This window comes from Flectobacillus rivi (assembly GCF_030056655.1).
In the GTDB taxonomy this organism is placed as follows: Bacteria; Bacteroidota; Bacteroidia; order Cytophagales; family Spirosomataceae; genus Flectobacillus; species Flectobacillus rivi.
Genome location: NZ_JASHIE010000015.1, coordinates 164,919 through 185,633, shown reverse-complemented (window position 1 = coordinate 185,633; position 20,715 = coordinate 164,919). Strand labels below are relative to the sequence as shown.

General features: G+C 37.5%; 18 protein-coding genes. 10 read left to right on the top strand and 8 right to left on the bottom strand.

The genetic code is table 11. The features are described from left to right. Window positions 1-73: 73 nt before the first annotated feature. From QM481_RS20190 to QM481_RS20155, 8 genes are all read left to right on the top strand, one after another. A complete protein-coding gene (locus tag QM481_RS20190; protein WP_283383065.1) occupies window positions 74-2,650 on the top strand; it encodes a zinc-dependent metalloprotease in 2,577 nt (858 codons plus the stop codon). A gap of 170 nt (window positions 2,651-2,820) precedes the next feature. Then, the gene (locus QM481_RS20185; protein WP_283383064.1) at window positions 2,821-3,729 is read left to right on the top strand and encodes a DUF72 domain-containing protein; all 909 of its coding nucleotides are present in this window, start codon (window positions 2,821-2,823) and stop codon (window positions 3,727-3,729) included. A 298-nt stretch (window positions 3,730-4,027) separates the two neighbouring features. Next, window positions 4,028-4,612 (top strand): imidazole glycerol phosphate synthase subunit HisH, encoded by a 585-nt coding sequence (gene hisH / locus QM481_RS20180; protein ID WP_166552318.1) that lies wholly within the window; start codon window positions 4,028-4,030, stop codon window positions 4,610-4,612. A gap of 68 nt (window positions 4,613-4,680) precedes the next feature. Then, window positions 4,681-5,403 (top strand): 1-(5-phosphoribosyl)-5-[(5-phosphoribosylamino)methylideneamino]imidazole-4-carboxamide isomerase, encoded by a 723-nt coding sequence (gene hisA / locus QM481_RS20175; RefSeq protein WP_166552319.1) that lies wholly within the window; start codon window positions 4,681-4,683, stop codon window positions 5,401-5,403. A gap of 35 nt (window positions 5,404-5,438) precedes the next feature. Then, entirely contained in the window at window positions 5,439-6,194 is a 756-nt protein-coding gene (gene hisF / locus QM481_RS20170; RefSeq protein ID WP_283383063.1) for an imidazole glycerol phosphate synthase subunit HisF, read from the top strand. A 93-nt stretch (window positions 6,195-6,287) separates the two neighbouring features. Continuing rightward, entirely contained in the window at window positions 6,288-6,887 is a 600-nt protein-coding gene (gene hisIE / locus QM481_RS20165; protein WP_283383062.1) for a bifunctional phosphoribosyl-AMP cyclohydrolase/phosphoribosyl-ATP diphosphatase HisIE, read from the top strand. A gap of 44 nt (window positions 6,888-6,931) precedes the next feature. After that, window positions 6,932-7,276: a phage holin family protein gene (locus QM481_RS20160; protein ID WP_166552322.1), complete on the top strand. Its 345-nt coding sequence runs from the start codon at window positions 6,932-6,934 to the stop codon at window positions 7,274-7,276. Between the two features lie 335 nt (window positions 7,277-7,611). Continuing rightward, window positions 7,612-8,115: an energy transducer TonB gene (locus QM481_RS20155; protein ID WP_283383061.1), complete on the top strand. Its 504-nt coding sequence runs from the start codon at window positions 7,612-7,614 to the stop codon at window positions 8,113-8,115. Window positions 8,116-8,173: 58 nt separating this feature from the next. On the opposite strand, the gene QM481_RS20150 is transcribed toward QM481_RS20155, so the two are convergent. The 5 genes from QM481_RS20150 to QM481_RS20130 form a co-directional block, all read right to left on the bottom strand. Beyond that, window positions 8,174-8,563, bottom strand: coding sequence for a hypothetical protein (locus QM481_RS20150; protein WP_283383060.1), 390 nt, complete (start codon window positions 8,561-8,563; stop codon window positions 8,174-8,176). A gap of 16 nt (window positions 8,564-8,579) precedes the next feature. Then, complete coding sequence (locus QM481_RS20145) at window positions 8,580-9,725, bottom strand: methionine aminotransferase (RefSeq protein ID WP_283383059.1); 1,146 nt, start codon at window positions 9,723-9,725, stop codon at window positions 8,580-8,582. Between the two features lie 79 nt (window positions 9,726-9,804). Continuing rightward, a complete protein-coding gene (gene nagA / locus QM481_RS20140; protein ID WP_283383058.1) occupies window positions 9,805-10,929 on the bottom strand; it encodes an N-acetylglucosamine-6-phosphate deacetylase in 1,125 nt (374 codons plus the stop codon). 79 nt (window positions 10,930-11,008) lie between these two features. Beyond that, window positions 11,009-11,851 carry a Cif family virulence factor gene (locus QM481_RS20135; RefSeq protein WP_283383057.1) on the bottom strand — a complete coding sequence of 281 codons (843 nt, stop codon included), beginning with the start codon at window positions 11,849-11,851 and terminating at the stop codon, window positions 11,009-11,011. 159 nt (window positions 11,852-12,010) lie between these two features. After that, window positions 12,011-13,678 carry an amidase gene (locus tag QM481_RS20130; RefSeq protein WP_283383056.1) on the bottom strand — a complete coding sequence of 556 codons (1,668 nt, stop codon included), beginning with the start codon at window positions 13,676-13,678 and terminating at the stop codon, window positions 12,011-12,013. A gap of 258 nt (window positions 13,679-13,936) precedes the next feature. Between QM481_RS20130 and QM481_RS20125 the strand changes: the two genes are divergently transcribed. Continuing rightward, on the top strand, window positions 13,937-14,374 hold the full coding sequence (locus QM481_RS20125; RefSeq protein WP_095166143.1) for a hypothetical protein: 438 nt from the start codon (window positions 13,937-13,939) through the stop codon (window positions 14,372-14,374). A gap of 335 nt (window positions 14,375-14,709) precedes the next feature. Beyond that, window positions 14,710-15,222 carry a D-glycero-alpha-D-manno-heptose-1,7-bisphosphate 7-phosphatase gene (locus QM481_RS20120; RefSeq protein ID WP_166552329.1) on the top strand — a complete coding sequence of 171 codons (513 nt, stop codon included), beginning with the start codon at window positions 14,710-14,712 and terminating at the stop codon, window positions 15,220-15,222. A 382-nt stretch (window positions 15,223-15,604) separates the two neighbouring features. Here QM481_RS20120 and QM481_RS20115 read toward each other — a convergent pair whose 3' ends face one another. The 3 genes from QM481_RS20115 to QM481_RS20105 all read right to left on the bottom strand — a co-directional run bounded on the left by QM481_RS20115 (window position 15,605) and on the right by QM481_RS20105 (window position 20,708). Continuing rightward, a complete protein-coding gene (locus tag QM481_RS20115) occupies window positions 15,605-18,016 on the bottom strand; it encodes a ribonuclease R family protein (RefSeq protein ID WP_283383055.1) in 2,412 nt (803 codons plus the stop codon). Between the two features lie 574 nt (window positions 18,017-18,590). Further along, window positions 18,591-19,391, bottom strand: a complete 801-nt coding sequence (proC, locus tag QM481_RS20110; protein ID WP_095166149.1) for a pyrroline-5-carboxylate reductase — start codon at window positions 19,389-19,391, stop codon at window positions 18,591-18,593. Window positions 19,392-19,553: 162 nt separating this feature from the next. Then, a complete protein-coding gene (locus tag QM481_RS20105; RefSeq protein ID WP_283329186.1) occupies window positions 19,554-20,708 on the bottom strand; it encodes a TlpA disulfide reductase family protein in 1,155 nt (384 codons plus the stop codon). Window positions 20,709-20,715 lie beyond the last annotated feature (7 nt).

Here is a 20,715-nt window from a genome sequence, read left to right as displayed (position 1 = left end):
CTATTTTCGTTATTGGATTATTTCAAAAACCCATACTAAAGCAAGTTTATTAACTCAAACACAACCATTCAACATGCTAAAAAATGCTACTAAAGTTTCCTTGGCTATGTTGTCGCTTGGCGTTGCATTAAATGCTCAAGCACAAGATAAAAAAGGAGATACTAAAGCCTCTGCTGCTGCGCCAGCGGCTGTGGCTGCTCCAAAAGCTGATGCTCCTAAACCTGGACCAAAACCATACAAGGAAGTTATTACTGACAAAGCAAAAACTTCTAAAGGCTTGTTTACAGTTCATAAAATTGAAGATAAGTATTACTTCGAAATTCCTGATTCATTGATGGGTCGTGAAATTATGACAGTAACACGCGTTTCGAAATCTGCAACAGTGCCAGGTTCGGTAGGCTTGCCAGCTTATGGTGGTGAAATGCTAAACCGTCAGGTAATTCGTTTCGAAAAAGGACCAGATAATAAAGTATTCTTGCGTGGTGTTCAGTATATCAATGTGTCGGCTGATTCAACACAACCTATCTATAAGGCTGTTCGCAACTCAAACGTTGACCCAATCGCTCAAGCATTTGAAGTAAAAGCTTTCAAAAAGGATTCTGTTTCAAAATCTACCAATACGGTAATTGATATTTCGGATTTCTTCAAAAGTGAAAACCAAATTATTTCATTGCCACCTATGATTAAGACTGCGTACAAATTGACTACGCTTGCTCCTGATCGTACTTATTTGACTTCTATCAAAACATACCCAATCAATACTGAGATTAGAGCGGTTCGTACTTACAATGGTGCGCCTTCTATGCCTGGTGCTCCTAGTGCGATGCCTTCGGTTTCTTTACCTTCGGTTGCGACAACGGGTGTGATGACAATGGAAGTGAATACTTCGATGATTTTGTTGCCAAAAGTACCAATGAAGAAACGTAACTTCGACCCTCGTGTTGGTTTCTTTGCAAATGGTTACACTGTTTTTGATGAAAACTCACAAAGAACAGAAGACCAAACTTTTGCGGTTCGTTGGAGATTAGAGCCTAAAAATGCTGAAGATGCAGCAAAACAAAAGAAAGGGGAAATAATCGAGCCTAAAAAACCAATCATTTATTATATCGACCCAGCTACTCCAGCAAAATGGAGAAAATACTTGAAAGCTGGTATCGATGATTGGCAAAAAGCATTTGAAGCTGCTGGATGGAAAAATGCTATCCGTGGTGAAATCTTGGCAGACAATGACACAACGATTAGCCTTGAAGATGCTCGCTATTCGGCGGTTCGTTATTTTGCTTCTGATATTGAAAATGCTTATGGTCCAAACGTTCATGACCCACGTTCAGGTGAAATTTTGGAAAGTCATATTGGTTGGTATCACAACGTAATGAAGTTGTTGAAAAAATGGTATATGACTCAAGCGGCTGCCGTAGACCCACGTGCTCGTAAAAGCAAATTTGATGATGAGTTGATGGGTGATTTGATTCGTTTTGTATCATCTCACGAGGTTGGTCACACTTTGGGCTTGCGTCACAACTACGGTTCAAGTAGCACAGTTCCTGTTGAGAAACTTCGTGATCCAAAATGGATTGCAGAACACGGTCACACTCCATCTATTATGGACTATGCTCGTTTCAACTACGTGGCACAGCCAGAAGATGGCGTAAAAGATTTGTATCCAAGAATTGGAGAATATGATATTTGGGCAATCAAATGGGGATACCAGACGTTGGATGGTGCAACTCCAGAAGACGACCAAAAAACATTGAGCAAAGAGTTTATTCAAGAGATTGCGAAGAATCCAAGAATTTGGTTTGGTACTGAAACTAACCCTTATGACCCTCGCTCTCAAAGCGAATGTTTGGGTGACAACAACATGTTGGCAAGTGAATATGGTATCAAAAACTTGAAACGTATTGTACCAAACTTGATTGATTGGACAAAAGAAGAAGCTCAAGATTATGATATGTTGACTGAATCATACAACGAAATCGTTACGCAATACCGTCGTTATATTGGTCACGTAGTGAAAAACGTTGGTGGTATTTTTGAAACACCAAAGTCAGCAGACCAAACAGGTGTTGTATATGAGCCAACGCCAAAAGCTACTCAAAAAGAAGCGATCACTTGGTTGAACAAATATGTGTTTGATACACCAACTTGGTTATTGGATGAAAAAATTCTTTCTCGTATTCGCCCTGACCAAGGTTTGGATGCTATCTCAAGAATTCAAGATGCTGCATTGTCAAGTATTTTCTCTATCGACCGTTTACAGCGTTTGGTTGAAACTCAATCAAAATATCCAACAGCTTACGGTATCGACGAAATGTTGACAGATGTAAAATCAAACGTTTTTGCTGAGCTTAAAACTAAAAAAGCAACAGATAGCTTCCGTCGTAACTTGCAGAAAAACTACGTTGAGAAATTGATTGCAACGGCAAACGCTTCTGGCGCTTCTATGTCTGGTGGTTTCTCTTTCAGAGGTACAGTTGTACCTGCAGCAGTTGACCCTCGTAAAACTGATATTGTTTCAGTAAGTCGTGGACACTTGTTGGCATTGAGAGATGAAGTAAAAGCTAGCTTGCCATTGATTCAAGACAAAATGACTAAGTATCACTTACAAGATGTTTTGTTCAGAATCGAAAAAGGTTTAGACCCAAAATAATCAATAGCCAAAAGACACAGAAGTATATTCAGTAGATAAGTTCTGTTTTATGCTTCTGTGTCTAAACTATTGAGCACAATGAATTACGAAAATCCTACTAGCAATAGTGGGATTTTTGCTTTATATGGTAACTTTATTGTGGAATTGGATAGAGAAAAGCAATTAATGAAATGGACTTTGGAAAACTTTCAAAATTTGATGTAGAGCGTGTCGATTTTACTCTCTCTCAAGATAATGCCTTTAACTTGGAGGTATTGACTGGAACAAAATCAACAAAACCTAAAATCTGGATAGGATGTCCCATTTGGGCAAATAAAGATTGGAATGGGAAAATATATCCGTTTAATGCCAAAAATCAAGATTACCTTTCTTTATATGCCAAACAATTCAATACGATTGAGTTGAATGTGACCCATTATCAAATCCCTAATGAAGAAACCATTAATCGCTGGTTAACCGAAACAGAAAATGGTTTTTTGTTTTGCCCAAAATTTCCTCAGGTTATCTCGCATGATAAGCAACTCCAAAATGCACAAGAGCTGAGCCAGTTGTTTTGTAATAATATTTTGTCATTAGGAGATAAGCTCGGTTCTAGTTTTTTGCAATTAGTCCCACAGTTTGGTCCAAGACAACTATCTATTTTGGAGAAATATATTCAATCTATACCTCAGTCATTAAAGTTTTCGGTCGAATTCAGAAACGAGGATTGGTTTAAAAATCCAACCATTTGGCAAAATACCCTTCAAATGCTCAAATCCTATCAAGTTGGAACAGTAATAACCGACGTGGCGGGGCGACGAGATGTTTGTCATCAAAGTCTGAGTACCACTACTGCAATGATTCGTTGGGTTGGTAATGAACACCCTTCTGATTATAAACGAATAGATGAATGGGTACAAAGAATCAAACAGTGGTTGGATAACGGCTTGGAAGAATTATACATTTTTGTACATATCTGTGAAAACACCATTGCGCCCGAAATGGCAAATTATTGGATTCAAGAACTAAATTTACATTGTAATTTGGAGATTAATCCACCAAAGTTTTTACCCAAAATAGAACAAATGAGCTTGTTTTAAGGATTGTATAAATGCTTGAATCGCAGATAAATGCAAAAATAGATAGATAATACTTGGTGTTTGTATATTCTTCGTCTAACTTTGCGCCATGAACAGCACAATTACACATCATCATCACCACTTGATTTCCTAATCGGGAATGGGCTGATGCGTGTTTGTGCCATTTTGAAGAATTGAATTATTCAAAATATACAAAAAGCCTGATTCCTTACCGAGTCAGGCTTTTTGTATTTTGGCAGTATCCTAAAAATTACTTTGAAGGCTCTAATCGATAAGCCTGACCATAAATTTACCGTAAATGAAAACTGTAATTATTAAGTACAATGCTGGTAACGTTCAGAGTGTCATGTACGCTATGGACCGTATAGGAGCATCTTATCTTTGGACCGACGATGAGCAAGAAATTCGTACTGCTGATAAAGTGATTTTTCCTGGGGTGGGTGAGGCAAGTACAGCCATGAGTTATTTAAGAGAAAAAGGCTTGGATAAAGTAATCCCTTCTTTGACACAACCAGTACTCGGAACTTGCGTAGGTATGCAATTGATGTGCCGCCATTCCGAAGAGAATAATACTACTTGTATGGGAATTTTTGATTTGGATGTGAAGAGATTCGATTCAACCAATTTCAAAGTTCCTCATGTGGGTTGGAATAATATTTACAATCTCAAAACAGATTTGACACAAGGCTTACGAGAAAACAGCTATATGTATTTTGTGCATAGTTACTTTGCTGAACTAAGTCCTTATACCGTTGCTGAGTGTAATTATGTACAACCATTTTCCGCAATGCTTCAAAAAGATAACTTCTATGCAGCACAGTTTCATACTGAAATTAGCGGAAAAGAAGGTCAGTTGATTTTGGAAAACTTCCTAAAGCTGTAATTATATAAAAGAAATCATTTTGCTCAAGCCTTTGACTTGTAGCTCAACATAAACAGAACAATATTGCGATGATTCAGATTATTCCAGCAATTGATATTATCGATGGCAAGTGCGTACGTCTTACTCAAGGAGATTATTCTCAGAAAAAAACTTATAATGAAAACCCTTTAGAGGTTGCCAAGTCATTTGAAGATGCAGGTATTCAGCGTTTACATTTGGTTGACTTAGATGGTGCTAAACAAAAACGCATTATCAACCATAAAGTTCTTGAAACAATCGCCAACAAAACCAGCTTACATATCGATTTTGGAGGAGGAGTACAGTCAGATGAAATGATTCAATTGGCTTTTGATTATGGTGCAAAACAAGTAACAGGTGGTAGTGTAGCAGTAAAAAATCCTGAGTTGTTTGAAAAATGGTTGCAAGAATATGGTGGTGAAAAAATCATTTTGGGTGCTGATGCCAAAGATGAAAAAATTGCCATTTCTGGTTGGGAAGAGTCAACAGAAAAATCGGTTTATGATTTTGTAGGAGAATATATTGCTAAAGGAGCAAAATATACGATTTCAACAGATGTTGCCAAAGATGGTTTATTACAAGGACCAAGTTTTGATTTATACCAAAAACTTCAAGATCGTTTTGCAGACTTACATATCATTGCAAGTGGTGGGGTATCTGAATTGAAAGATATTATTCAGTTAAACGAAATGAATGTCTTTGGTGTAATTGTAGGAAAAGCTATTTACGAAGGGCGTATTACGTTAAAGCAATTAGCCGATTTTCATAAATAGAAAACAATATCAAGTTTACTCATAACTTCTTATCAATGCTAACGAAAAGAATTATTCCTTGTTTGGATATAAAAGACGGTAGAACTGTAAAAGGAACTAACTTCGTTAATCTCCGCGATGCTGGCGACCCTGTGGAATTGGGCGCAATTTACGCCGAACAAGGAGCTGACGAATTGGTATTTTTGGATATTACCGCAACTGTAGATAACCGTAAAACCTTGATTGATTTGGTGCGTAATGTGGCACGTCATGTCAATATTCCCTTTACGGTAGGTGGAGGTATTTCTTCTATCGACGATGTCTCGGCTTTATTAAATGCAGGTGCCGATAAAGTTTCTATTAATTCCTCGGCCGTTCGTCGCCCTGAATTGATTAATGAGTTAGCATTACAGTTTGGATCTCAATGTATTATTGTTGCGATAGATACTCGTTTTGTGGAAGGTGAACATATTGTGCATACACATGGAGGACGCAAACCTACCGAATTGCGTACTATTGCCTGGGCAAAAGAAGTAGAAGACCGTGGAGCAGGTGAAATTCTATTGACATCTATGGATACAGACGGTACAAAAGCTGGTTTTGCCAATGAGCTTACCGCTACTATTTCTGCAAATTCTTCTATTCCAATTATTGCTTCTGGTGGTGCTGGAACCATGGAGCATTTTACAGAAGTATTTACCACAGGAAAAGCTGATGCTGGATTAGCCGCAAGTATCTTTCATTTTAAAGAAATAGATATTATCGAACTAAAACAGTATCTCCAACAACAAGGAATTTCAGTAAGATTATAAATAAATCAAAATTGTAGAAGATGAATTGTGAATGATGTCATTTACAACTTATCGTTTACAATTCATCATTCACACATTTATCAATTAAGAGCTATGCAATTAGATTTTGAAAAACAAGGAGGCTTGATTCCTGCCGTTATTCAAGATGCCAAATCCGACAAGGTATTGATGTTGGGATATATGAATCAAGAGGCGTTGGAAAAAACAGAGAAAGAAGGTGTGGTTACATTCTTCAGTCGTTCAAAACAACGTCTTTGGACTAAAGGAGAGACTTCAGATAATTTCTTACATGTAGTCGAAATCTTAAAAGACTGTGATGAAGATACACTTTTGATTAAAGTTAATCCAGCCGGACCTACTTGTCATACAGGTGCTGATACTTGTTGGAATGAGAAAAATGCGTCAGGACAGGCAGGTTGGTTGAACTATTTAAAGGCTGTTATTCGTGAGCGCAAAAATAATCCTTCCGAAAAATCATATACAGCAAGTTTATTTGAAAAAGGAACCAATAAAATCGCTCAAAAAGTAGGAGAGGAGGCTGTAGAGCTAGTGATTGAGGCTATGGACAACAACAATGATTTGTTTAAAGGCGAAGCAGCAGACCTATTGTTTCACTATTTGGTATTGTTAGAGCAAAGAGGTATTGATTTTGACGAAATCATTGACGTACTTCGTACAAGACATAGCAAGTAGCTATTGTTGAAGCTCAAACATCTTCAAACCTTTTTATACAAACAATGGTCAATTTCATCATTAAGTATTTATTGATTGCGATTGCTGTGATTGTATTTGCTAAATACATTGATGGTATCGTAATTCAGGATGATAATTTTATCATATCCTTGAAGGTGGCTATAGCGATGGGTTTTGTAAATACCTTCCTCAAGCCTGTTCTCAAAATTATCAGCTTTCCTATTACTATTCTTAGTCTAGGATTATTTTTATTAGTAATCAATGTGATTCTGGTGTATTTGGTGTCACATTTTGTCACGGGTTTTAATGTCCACGGCTTTGTACCTCCATTATTGTTTAGCTTTGGTATCTCTGTGGTATCCACAATTTTAGGATGGATTTTAGACTAATAAAAAAATGAGTAAACCTTATCTTAATTAAGGTTTACTTTTTTTTTGCGTGCCGTTTTTAGTACAAAAAAAGAAAATAATGGATTAATGGTAAAATAAAGGATTTTATTTTAAAACATTCATTATTCTTCCTATCTTCGTGCCCTCCAAAATACTCTCACTTTTCTTTTTGGCATATTTTTTGAAATGTTAGCCAACAAATTGCAAGATAAATAGTTATGTCTTTTGTGTTACCCTTGACAAGAACCGCCAATGACGTCAAGAGCACAAACCTGACAGGGTTTGTCCGATTGATAATTAATTGAGTAGTTACATTTGAATTAGTCTATTAACACATGAAAAAGATCCTTCTTTTATTTTTAAGCTCGTTACTTATATTTCAGATACAAGCTCAAAAGAGTAAGTATGCTTCATCTACCATAAAACCTCAAGAACGCTCCAATATAGAAAAATCACTTAATTGGGCATCTACGTCATCTCAGCATATATCTGATACCAGAGGTTATGAAATTGGAGTTAGTGCGGCTCCTGTAGATAGAGATTCTATTTATCATGAGGTTGATATTGCACCTTCATTTCCTGGAGGTGATGAAGCTGTTCGTAGATTTATCGCTCAAAATCTTATTAGACCTAAAGGTTCAAAGGGCGAGGTTGTTTTGGTGAAGTTCTTAGTTGAACGTTATGGCGAAATTAGCAAAGTGCATATTGTAGAAAGCAATGGCGATCCTCAAATCAGTGCTGAAGCTATTAGAGTAGTACGAAAAATGAATGCTTGGAATCCCGGTAAAATTAGAGGTATAGAGGTAGCATCGTATTATGTGTTACCTGTACGTTTTTAAACAACGTTACTATAAAATATAAAACAAAATAGGCTCGGTCACCCGAGCCTATTTTGTTTTATGGCGTACCATGTTGAAAGGTAACTTCTGTGGCGATTCCCATTGCACTAAATCGGATACTCATAGATAGCGCACTAGATTTCTGTGTCTTGTTTTGACAGTGTGTACCGGGTTCAAAAAAGTAGATATAGTATTTTTGATTACGGTCGGCCAACTGTTGAAGGTCTGGTTTTCCTAAATAATCATCCATATCGTTGGCACTAACGCCTCTTATTTCTTCTTTCAGGCTTTTTACTTTTTCTAACATGGCTAATCGTTTGCCTTGACAACCACCTCTGTCTGATTTCCATGTTTCCAAATCGAGTTCTGCCAAGTTGGGTTGTTTGGTACAAGCCAAAGTGCTAATCAATAGAAATATCCCAATGAACTCACTGATAATTTTTTTCATGTTGATAAATGTTTTGTTATAATTTACTCAATCGTTCGCCAGCTATCTCTAAAGTTTGGTCATCCTTGGCAAAACAAAATCTTAAAATTTTGTAATCGTTTTTCTGATGATAAAAAACAGAAACAGGAATACTTGCTACACCGATTTCTTTGGTAAGGCGTTGTGCTAATGCCAAATCGTTTTCGTCAGTAATGTTAGCATAATTGACACACTGGAAAAAGCTACCACTTGCTGGAGTCCATTCAAATCTACTTCCCTGAATACATGAAATAAACTTATCACGTTTTTCTTGATAAAACTTTGAAACGGACAAATAGTTATCGGGTTCTTGAAGAAACTCTGCCAAAGCATATTGGATAGGAGTTACAGTAGAAAATGTTAGCCATTGGTGCACTTTTCTAAACTCCTCGCTGAGCTGTTGTGGAGCTAAGCAATATCCTACTTTCCAACCAGTGACATGAAATGTTTTGCCAAACGAACCACAAACAAAGGTACGCTTTTGAAGTTCAGGATGACGAATAGGGCTCCAATGATTATGACCGTCAAAGATGATATGCTCGTACACTTCATCACTAACAATAAAAATATTGGTATCCTTCACAATAGCTGCTAATTGCTCAAGATCGTCTTTGCTCATGACCGTTCCTGTTGGGTTATGAGGTGTATTGAGCAAAATGAGTTTTGTCTTTTCTGTGATTTTGGCTTTTACGACCGACCAATCAATCTGGTAATTATTTTCTGGAGTAAGCGTAACATAGACAGGAATACCGCCGTTGAGGCGAACAGCTGGCTCGTAAGAGTCGTAGTTGGGTTCGAGTAAGATAACCTCGTCGCCTGTTTGTACCACAGCTGTGATGGCGGCGTATAGTGCTTCAGTTGCACCCGACACAATCGTTACTTCTTGGTCAGGATGATAGGAAATACCGTAAAGTTCTGATGTTTTTTGTGCAATAATTTCACGCAAAGGCTGAATGCCAGATAACGGAGCATATTGGTTCATGCCTTTGCGTAAATATTTTTCAACTAATTCAATCAATTTGGAAGAGCACTCAAAATTGGGAAAACCTTGTGACAGATTGAGTGCGCCATGGTCATTGGCTAGTTTAGACATGACCGTAAAAATGGTAGTACCAATATGGGGTTGCTTAGATTGTAATTGCATGTAAAAAATCAGCCATTGTGAACATGCAAAATAAGGTAAGGATTAGCAAGTATCCCAACATATTGAAAAGTATTAGGACTTAAATTTCAAGAAACCATTCGAGATATCCTTGTTCTATAATTCCCTGAACCTCTAAGTCTTCGTTGAAAATAACCATATTGGCTTGAAACCCTTCTTCTATCTTGCCTAAGGTTTGGTCTTGTTGGATGGCTTGAGCTGGATACGTAGATGCCATACGTAAGGATTCATCTAGAGGAATACCTACTTTTAAGTAGCAATTAATAACCCCTTGAATCATGCTAAGCGCCGAACCTGATAAAATACCATTGGTATCGACATAGCGATCGCCAGCGTGAATAAATTTATAATCGCCAGAAATGTCTTCAGTAACGGCATCGGTTATGATAAAAAGGCGTTCGCCCATCATTTTTTTCGAAATACTTACCGTCGGGTAACTTACATGTACGCCATCAGGAATAATGCTTGCCCAAACATCGCTATCATAGGTAGCGCCTACAAGCCCTGGCTCACGACTCTGAAACTGCGACATGGCATTGAAAAGGTGAGTAACTCGTTTAATACCTTTGTCAAAAGCTTCTGTAGCTTGTTCGTAGGTAGCAGAACTATGTCCTGCCGAGATGATAATATGGCTGTCAAGTAAGTACTCTAGTTGCTCTTTGGTAAACTCTTCTGGAGCGATTGTCATATAGGTTGGTAACCCTTTTGACGCTTCTACCACTTGAATGAGTTCTTCATTGGTGGGCTTTCTAATAAATTCAGCTACGTGTGCACCACGTTTAGGAAAACTAAAATAAGGACCTTCCAAATGTAACCCTGCCAAGCCTTTTCCGCCTTGAGCTAAATAATCTTTCGCAACTTGGATAGCCTCTAATATTTTATCAAGTGGCGTAGAAGAAAGAGTAATTTGAAAATGACTTGTTCCTGAACGTCGTATTTCTTGATAGGTTTTTTGAATTGTCTGAATACTTGTGCTAGAGTTGAATAAACTACCGCCACCACCGTAGATTTGAATATCTACAAAAGATGGAGCAATAGAATACCCTCTCATGTCTACCGTTGATAGTTCGCTATCAATTTGTTCCTCTGGGATAATTTGCAAAATACTTTCATCCTTGATGACAATTGCATGTTGTTCAAGAATTTTTGAAGAAGTATAAATTTTGCAGTTTTTTAATGCGTACATAAGCTAAATGGTTAACGTAATGAATGAGGTAAGTTTTCGTAGTAGTGTGTATAAAATAGGTTGATGAAGAGACAAACTCTTATTGAATTGTTTCTACATCAACCACGATTTTCCAAGTATTTTTAGATTCTTGTTGCCAAACTCTCAGAAAACTGCCCTTGATGTCTTTATCTTGAGCTTTTCCTGAAATACTCCCATAAACACAAGCCAAGTCGGTAGCTTGTGATACGATAGTTTTGAGGCCTGTATAAATGAGTTTTTTCTGATAATTTTTTTGTAGAAAAGCTACAGCATTGGCTTTTCCCTCTATTGGTATGTTGTTATCTCTAATTAGTAAGACGTTTTCAGCAAGGTGCGGCTCGTGTGGGTTCAATGATGTTTGAGCATTTTTCCAGTAATAAAAATCCTTCATGAATACAAAACGCTCTGCTTGAATCACCGAATTGCTTGATGGTTTGAAGGCACTAAACCTTTCTTTGAGTACTTGGTTGGGATTGGCCTTGTGTGCAACACCTATATCGGCACGAACACGCCAATCGCCTGTATTTTGTTTTTGCCAAAGCGTGACAAATGTACCAGTAGCGGAAGCTGTTGTTTGTGCATTAGCTGAAGCTTGCCAATTACCAATAGAGTAGCCCAAATCCCCTGACAGTGCCATTCCTGCATAGATAGGTTGCCATTGTAATAAGCCTTGAGGTTTTTTGTTTTTCCATATTTCCAGGCCATTTTGTGGCATTCCTTTGTCAAAAACTACGCCATCAGGTGCTAAAAAATAGAGAAAGGCTGCTGGTGTATTTTTATCTAATGCCATTTTAGCAAACGCTTTTTCTGTCGCAATCATTTGAGCGATAGCTTCTTTGGGTAAAGCATCCTGAAAACGAAAAGCTGTCAATAACAAGCAAATAAAAAAAGTAAATCGCATATCGTATAAATATTGAGTGATTGAGTGGTTTGTGATTGAGTGATTTTTACAAATACCTATATTATCAGACGTAATGCTTTGTAAATTATAGATTAAAAATTAATCACTCATTCGTTCAATCACTTATTCACTCAATAATTGAAGTTACAATGAAAATAGTTATTTCTTAAGCCACTCTGGGTGCTTTTTGTGAAAATCGGTAGCATCTTGGTAGATTTTGGCTACCTCCAACAACTTGCCTTCACCAAACAATTTCCCCATAAAAGTAATACTTGTTGGACGCCCTTCTGGACGGAAACCGTTGGGTAATACCACGCAAGGGTGCCCCGACAAATTGGTTAATGTCAAATTGGCATTACCAAAGGCTGGTGAAATATAAACGTCTATATCTTTTAGTTTAGTCTCCATATCCTGAATAAGCTTGGTACGGAGGCGATTGGCTTGTAGGTATTCTACCGCAGGAATAAAACGAGACGCACGGAATGAATTTGGCCAAGCATTCTTGATTTGTCTGACCATGGCGTCATCTTTTCCATTGCGTGTTAGCTCGTCAAATGCTGTGGCTGCTTCGGCGCTGAGGATAATGGTCATGTCTCCTACAGGATAGTTAGGAAGTTCAAGTGGTATTAACTCAGCACCTAATTTGCGTAAAGTTGCCAAGGATAGTGAATCTTGGCTCTTCGTTGGGTAATTTCGATCAAAATCTTTTTTCAAATAGGCGATTCTGATACCTTTTAAGTCTTTTCTATTACCATTAAAACTAAACGAAGCATCAATGGTACTGAGGTCTTTTCCGTCAGTTCCTTTAATAGCATTAAAGACAATCGCACAATCTTCGACTGTTCTACAAATAGGACCAAGTTTATCCATCGACCAGCTCAAAGCCATTGCACCTGTACGAGGTACGCGACCAAAACTTGGGCGAAGTCCAGTAGTTCCACATTCGGAAGAAGGCGATACAATAGAGCCTAAAGTTTCGGAGCCAATGGCAAATGGTAATAGTCCTGCCGAAACAGAGGATGCCGAACCAGCCGACGAGCCTGACGAACCACGTTTGAGATTCCAAGGGTTTTTGGTTGTTCCTCCAAACCAAACATCTCCCCACGCTAGCTCTCCGAGTGTTAGTTTGGCACAAAGTACAGCGCCAGCTTCTTCGAGACGAGTCACGACAGTCGCATCATAGTCCAACACTTGGTCTTTGAATGGTACAGAGCCCCAAGTGGTTTTGTATCCTTTTTTAGCTAGTAAATCTTTTGCGCCATACGGAATACCATGTAATAGGCCTCTATATTTCCCTTTGGCTATTTCTGCGTCAGCTTTTTTAGCTTGTTGAATGGCCAAATCTTCTGTAAGGGTAATTACACACGCTAATTGTTTGTCATAGGTTTTTAGTCTTTCCAAGAAAAACTGTGTTAGTTCTAATGAGCTAATTTGTTTGGTACGAATCAATTCAGCCAATTCGCGAACACTCATAAAAGCCAAATCACTTTTATTTATAGGAAGTTTAACATTAGGGTTTGTTGAGGGAATAAACTTTGAGGGAGTTTTATCAAAAGTAAATCCTATAGGTAAAGGATTAAAGGCAACAGCTGGAGCAACCTCATTGTTGATAGGAACCTTTCGAATTTCTTCAAAATTCCGTCTATTATCAGTCACGTCAAAAATCATGGAATCAGCTTCTGCTTCCGTAAATTCCAAGCCTAATAGTGATTGGGCATGACGTATGACATTGGTAGTGATGGGTTGATTTTCAAGTTTTTTACCAATAAAGGCGCCTAAAAATAGACAGCCGAAACAGGCTATTGGCAAGAAGTAACTTTTTTTCATAGAATTGATATTAGTTTGTTAAATGTATAAAAGGAGAGGGTTTTGTTCTACTTTAAAGTTAAGCCAAAATGGGAAAGAATTGTTTGATGAAAGAGAAATTTAGCTCAACATCAAAGTTTAGATGCGAAATGAAATAACAAATAATTGAGAATTTTCGAGAATAACCTATAGTCCGATTTTTTTGTTGATTATCTTTGGCACAGCAAATCTATTTGATAGCGCCACTTTGAATTTTTAACAAACAAAAAACATATTATTATGTACGAGATTCTAGTAACTTCTCACTCTTACCTTCGTTGGCTTGTGTTAATGTTGGGTTTGGCTACAACGATTAGTGCCATTATGGGCAAAACTTCAAAAGCTCAGTTTTCAGATGGTGATCGTAAATTGGGGCTTTTCTTTATGATTTCATGCCACACTCAATTGTTACTAGGCTTAGTTCTTTACTTTGTGAGTCCATTTGGTGCCAAAGCATTTGAAATGGGTATGAAGGAAGTAATGGGTAATGCTTTTTATCGTAAAATCGCTGTTGAGCACGTATTTACAATGATTATCGCTATCGTATTGATTACGGTAGGTCATTCAAAAAATAAGCGTGAAACAAGCGATGCAAAAAGATTTAACAACGCATTGATTTTCTTTGGATTAGGCTTACTATTGATTTTGGCTGGTATTCCTTGGAACAAAGCGGTTTAGGAATTAAGTAATAATAATTGCATTATTGCGCTGTAGGCAATAGCTGCGATACTTTTCAGTTTTTGGCAGCCTATAGAGGGTAAAATTAATTTGCCCACCAACTAGACATTCTTTAAAAAAGGCTTATCAGATATTGCTGATGAGCCTTTTTTTTACCTTTCAATCAAATTTGAAGATTTATCAGGAATAAAAGTTTGAAAAGTAGTTATTATTTGTAATTTTTATTAAAAAAAATATTCGATAAATTATATAAAAACCTGTTGAGGCTTCTTCTTTGATTTTGAAAACACATCAATTGACCATTTTTATATAAAACTGATTAACTTTGTAAGGATATGAATAAGTGTATTTTTTTAGATAGAGATGGTGTTTTGAACGTAGATAGAGTGGACTACGTTTATCGCATCGAAGATTTGATTATTCCCGAAGGAACAGTAGAAGCATTGGAGCGTTTGAAGGCTGCGGGCTACTTGTTGATTGTCATTACAAACCAATCAGGTATTGCGAAGGGTATCTACACACGCGATGATGTATGGATGTGCCATAATTACTTCCAAGAGCAATGTGGACACTTATTGGATGATCTATATTTTTGCCCTCATCACGAAAACTTCAACTCGGCATCTCTTACTCGCAAGCCTGGCTCATTGATGATCGAAAAGGCTATTGCGAAATACCAAATTGATCCAGACCAATCTTGGATGATTGGCGATGCACATCGCGACATTAAAGCGGGGCATCGTGCGGGTGTAAAAACGATACATTTAACCGAAAAACCTGAAGAGTCATTTTCTGAAATTACCACAAATACCTTGTTGGAAGCAAGCCAGATTATTGTTCCAGCTTAGGATTGGAAGATATATGCGAATAGACATAAATTGAGTGAATTGTGATTATGAAGCTGTTTAAACTTTTCAAAAAACAGTTTTATTGATTTATTCTTCGCCTTACTTTTTGTCTTGATACAAAAAGTAACAAAAAAATCAAGAATTTATAAACTCGCTTCGCTCAAACAGTATAAATTCATTGCTGACGCAAGAAATTATACTAAAGTTTAAACAGCTTCTATGTTAAAATTTGTATTCAATATAGATGCGTAATGCTTTGCGTCTAAATCTCTATCATGATAACATCAAAAAAGCGGTCGGAAATAACTTTTCCGACCGCTTTTTTGATGCCATTAGAGCATTAACATTTAAGATGATTTATGGTGCTTAGAACGCTACAACCTTATTTGCGTTTCTTACGGTCATTGCCATGCTTGTTATCTTTACCACCTTTATAGTCTTTTTTCCTATTATCTCTACCTCTAGAATCAGATTTTGATCTGTGACGAGAATTAAAGCGTTCTTTGTCTTTTTTACCACCACCACGGCTTTCATTAGCTCCTGCTAGCAATAAATCCATCGTTCTACGAGCTAAATTACATTCTTTTACTCGTACCTGAACTTTATCGCCAAAAGTATATACTTTGCCGTTGCGCTGACCTACAATGCGGAAGTTGTCTCTGTCAAAATCATAGAAATCATCTTTCAAGTCAACCATACGAACGATACCTTCTGATGCTGTTTCTGTAATTTCTACAAAAATACCGAACTCGGTTACACCCGAAATGATACCATCCCAAACACGTTCTTCTTCCATCATGCTCATGTATTCCACTTGCTTGTATTTGATTGAAGCGCGTTCTGCCTCACTCGCAAGTTTTTCCATTTCAGAAGAATGCTTACATCTTACTTCCCAAGCTGCTTTTTCGAGTGGATCACCGCCGTCAAGATAATGTTGTAGCATACGGTGCGCCATCATGTCTGGATAACGACGAATTGGTGATGTAAAATGCGAGTAGAATGGAAATGCCAAACCAAAGTGACCAATAGGATCGGTGCTGTATTTGGCTTTGGACATGGTACGTACTGCCAAACTCTCCAAGATATTTTGCTCTGGTTTTCCCTCAATGCCTTCCATCAGTTGATTGAAAGAACTACTGATTTGTGCAGCTTCTGTTGCTACCGAATAACCAAACTTCTTGGCAAAGGTAGAAAACGTGCGAAGCTTTTCAGGGTCTGGTGCTTCGTGGATACGATACACCATGGTATTGCGAGGCTCTTTTTTACGAAGCTTATACACATACTCAGCCACACGTTTGTTGGCCAAAAGCATGAATTCTTCGATAAGCTTGTGAGCATCTTTACGGATTTTTTGATAGATACCTAAAGGTTTACCATTCTCATCCAACTTGAATTTTACTTCAACTGTTTCAAAGTTTACTGCACCGTTAGCAAAACGCTCGGCACGAAGAATATGCGCTAGGTTATTCAAAACCGTCAATTCATGCAAAAACGGAACTTCTGGCGTAGTAGGTTCTTCTACTTTTTTCTTACGACCACGTTTAGGTTTTACTTCTTCTGCGGGTGTCGCAACGTCTGTAGTTTCGTTGATAGTAACTGGCGCTTCGGCAGGAGGATTATTCAGATCTAATACTTCTTGTGCCTCTTCGTAAGTAAAACGCTTATCAGAGTGAATTACTGTGCGACCAAACCATTCGTTTTTGATTTTACCTTTTGATGTAATTTCAAAAATGGCTGAGAAGGTCAGTTTGTCCTCGTTGGGACGTAATGAACACAAGCCATTCGAAAGTTTTTCAGGAAGCATTGGTACTACTCTGTCTACCAAATATACCGATGTGGCACGCTTGAATGCTTCTTGCTCCAAAATGGTATTGGGCTGAACATAATGCGTTACATCGGCAATGTGGATACCAATTTGATAATTACCATTTTCGAGTTGTTCAAAACTCAAGGCATCATCAAAATCTTTGGCATCTATTGGGTCAATAGTGAAAGTGGTAATGCCACGCATATCTTTGCGTTTGGCAATTTCTGCTTCAGGAATTTTCTCTGAAATATCTTCGGCTTCTTGTTCGACACCTTCAGGAAAATGGTATGGCAAACCGAATTCGGCTAAAATAGCATGCATTTCGGTATTGTTTTCGCCAGCTTTACCTAATACTTCCTGAATGACACCTTCCATTTTACGTTCGCCAAGAGGCCATTTGGTGATTTTTACAATCACTTTATCGCCATGCTTTACATCTTTGAGTGCTTCTCTTGGCACAAAAATATCTTGGTACAAACGCTTAGAATCTGGTGTTACAAAAGCGTAATTAGGTAGTAATTCGATAGTCCCTACAATTTCGGAGCGACCATGTTCTAGAATTTCTACAACTTCCCCTTCGGCACGGTCAGAACCTTTTTTACGTTTTGCCGAAATCAATACTTTGACAATATCGCCATCGATAGCTCCATTGAGGTCTTGGTTTGAAATCCAAACATCATCTTCACGACCTTCTACTACCACAAATGCAAATCGGGCATTGACATGGTCTACTTTCCCTGTCACAAACTCAGTGACACGGTCTATGATATAATTGCCGTCTTTTTGACGAATCAGTTTTTTGTCTTTAGTTAGTACTTCAACTAGTGTAGCAAAAAGTTCTTTTGTACTGCGGTCACGAACGGCAAAGGCTTTGTGAACTTGATTGAGCGACCAACTACGGTCGTCGTTTAGTTCGAAAAATGATAAGATTTCATTTTTTACAGATTCGCGAAATCTTTCTTCTTTGCTATTTTTTTGTTTAGTCATTGATATATAATTACCTTTTATTCAAAGAAAAGGATTGTTTCAGTTATAAAATGAGAAATAATGTGTGGTGGCTGAGTTGTGCTTGGTAGTATTTGTCAATAAAATGTAAATGCTTTATGTGATTGCCATTAGCCACTATTTTGTATGAGCTAAAATGATACCAATAAGTAGATGGTGGATTTGAGAATGTGTATTTCGGTGGTGAAAAGCCCGAAATTTTTAACTTCTATTGTATGAATTGCTAGTTTTCAAATAATAAATCACAAAGTCACTCTAATACTAATTCGCTCAATACTTACACGAACAGTTCTAAATTACGATTATTCTTGTATATATGACAATATTTATAAGAATTTGGTTTACGCTGGTGCCAATAAAGAATGGTTCTATATTAGTAGCGTACGAAGGATTTCAAACTATTTTGGATTTAGGATGTTGAATTTCGGAAGTGTAAGCCACTTTTTTGAATCATATTTTACAAAAAACTAAGGTAGGTTTTTATATTTCCGAAATCAGCAATAATTTCAAATCCTTCGTATCGCCCTAATGCCTATGGCTTATAGCCTAAAGCATATTATTTCGAAAGTTCTGTTGCGCGTTTTTGTGCAGCAAAGATACCTTCTTTTAAGTTTTGAGCTAATAAGCCTTCCTCAAATCGCTTGAGCGCTGCTTCGGTAGTACCACCTTTTGATGCTACAGCCTTAATAAGTTCGTCGAGGCTCTTTTCTGCATTGTTGATAAGGTGAAACGACCCCAACATCGTTTGTTTTACCAATAATGCCGCCATTGAGTCCTCAAAGCCCATTTCTTTACCTGCTTCAATCATAGCTTTTACCAAATAGAAGAAATAAGCAGGACCGCTACCCGATAAAGCTGTAACAGCATCGAGCAAAGATTCTTCTTCTAAGAACACCGCACGACCAGTAGAGTTAATCAAGTTTTCAACCTTCTTTAATTGGCTCAACGTAATGTCACCAGAGGCAGCAAAAGCAGTCATCCCCATTCCCAACAATGCAGGAGTGTTTGGCATAGCTCTTACAATAATTCGGTGATTGAGCGATTCTTGTATTTTATCGATAGAAATACCAGCCATGATACTCAAAATAATTTGATTGGGCTGGATTACTTTTTTAAGTTCTTCAGAAACTGTTGGATAGTCTTGAGGCTTAACCGAAAGGATGATTAAATCGTATTCTCCAACTTTAGGAGAAATCGTATCTACCACAACACCTGCTTTTTCTGATTGAAGCGCTTCGGCTCTGGCAGCATTTTTTTCGATTAAGAATAGGTTTTCTTTTTTTACTAAATCATATTGAATAAAAGATTTGGCAAATGCCATTCCCATATTCCCCGCTCCAACAATAGCTACTTTCATGATGGTTTGTTTTTGGTCAAAAATTAATTAAAATGATTATGAATTTGGTTATCAGCTGAATTTCAGTTTTGTGAAACAAAATTACAACAAAAAACCTGACAGTATTGATAAAATATTGTCAGGTTGATGGTTGCCTTATGGGCGAAGTATATGTTACTAAAATTAATCTTTGAAGATTTCTTCTAGTTTTTTCTCTAATTCTGCTGAGCTACCTGTGTATTTGGCAATTACTTTTCCTTCTTTATCTATTAAAAATTGCGCAGGAATAGCGCTCACGCCATAGGCTGCTGCGGCAATGCTATTCCAATATTGAAGGTCGGATACTTGTTGCCAAACCAATCCATCTTTTTCGATGGCACGAACCCAAGCTGTTTTTTCTTGGTCGAGGCTCACGCCCAAAATATCAAAGCCTTTAGCATGAAAACGGTTGTAAATTCTGACAACGTTAGGGTTTTCACGACGACAAGGTCCACACCAGCTTGCCCAAAAATCAATCAATACATATTTGCCACGCATTGATGAAAGCGTAACCAAACTATCAGAAGGTGTTTTTAAGGAAATCTCTGGAGCTTCAGAACCGATAGCAACACCTTTCATTCTTTTGATTTGTTCCAAAAAAGATTTGATATGTGGGTTAGGAGAATTAGCTTTTTCCTTCTTAAATGTATCAGCTACCTTTTCCAATAAATCCATATCTGTTTCTGGGTTTAGGAAATTGCCTGCTGTCCAAAGTGCCACCAACTCAGAACCCATATCAGGAATCATCGCTTTGATTTTGCCTACAGTGATTTGTTGTGCATTTTGAAACTCATTCTGGATTTTCTGCAAAGTTGCGTCGTCTTTTTTCTCCGTTGCGATGGTTACTTGTTTGTTCCAACCTTCAACCTTGGTTTGTAATTCTTGATTGATTTTGATGATTTGGTTGAAATACTGGATATTCTTCGATTCACCTTTGATTTGGAATTTACCTCTTACTTGAGGAGTATCCATACCATCGGCAACAACTTCTACTTTTTCGCCTCCTTCAAGAATCAAGAGTAATTTCTGACTCAAAGGCATATTGAAAAAGTTAATCAAATAATAGCCACCACCTTCAGCAATGGGCGAATTGAACTTGAAATTATGAGCGGCATCTACATTGGCAGAGTCGATATTAACAGCCGTACCACGACCATTAATCATTTGAAGATAGACTTTTTTGTCAGGAACTACATTTTGAACTTTTCCTGTGATTTGAGCTTTTTTTGTGGCTGTGGTTTGTGCTACCATCGAGAATCCAAGCAAAACACTAAGGATACTCAAGATTGATTTTTTCATAAATAAA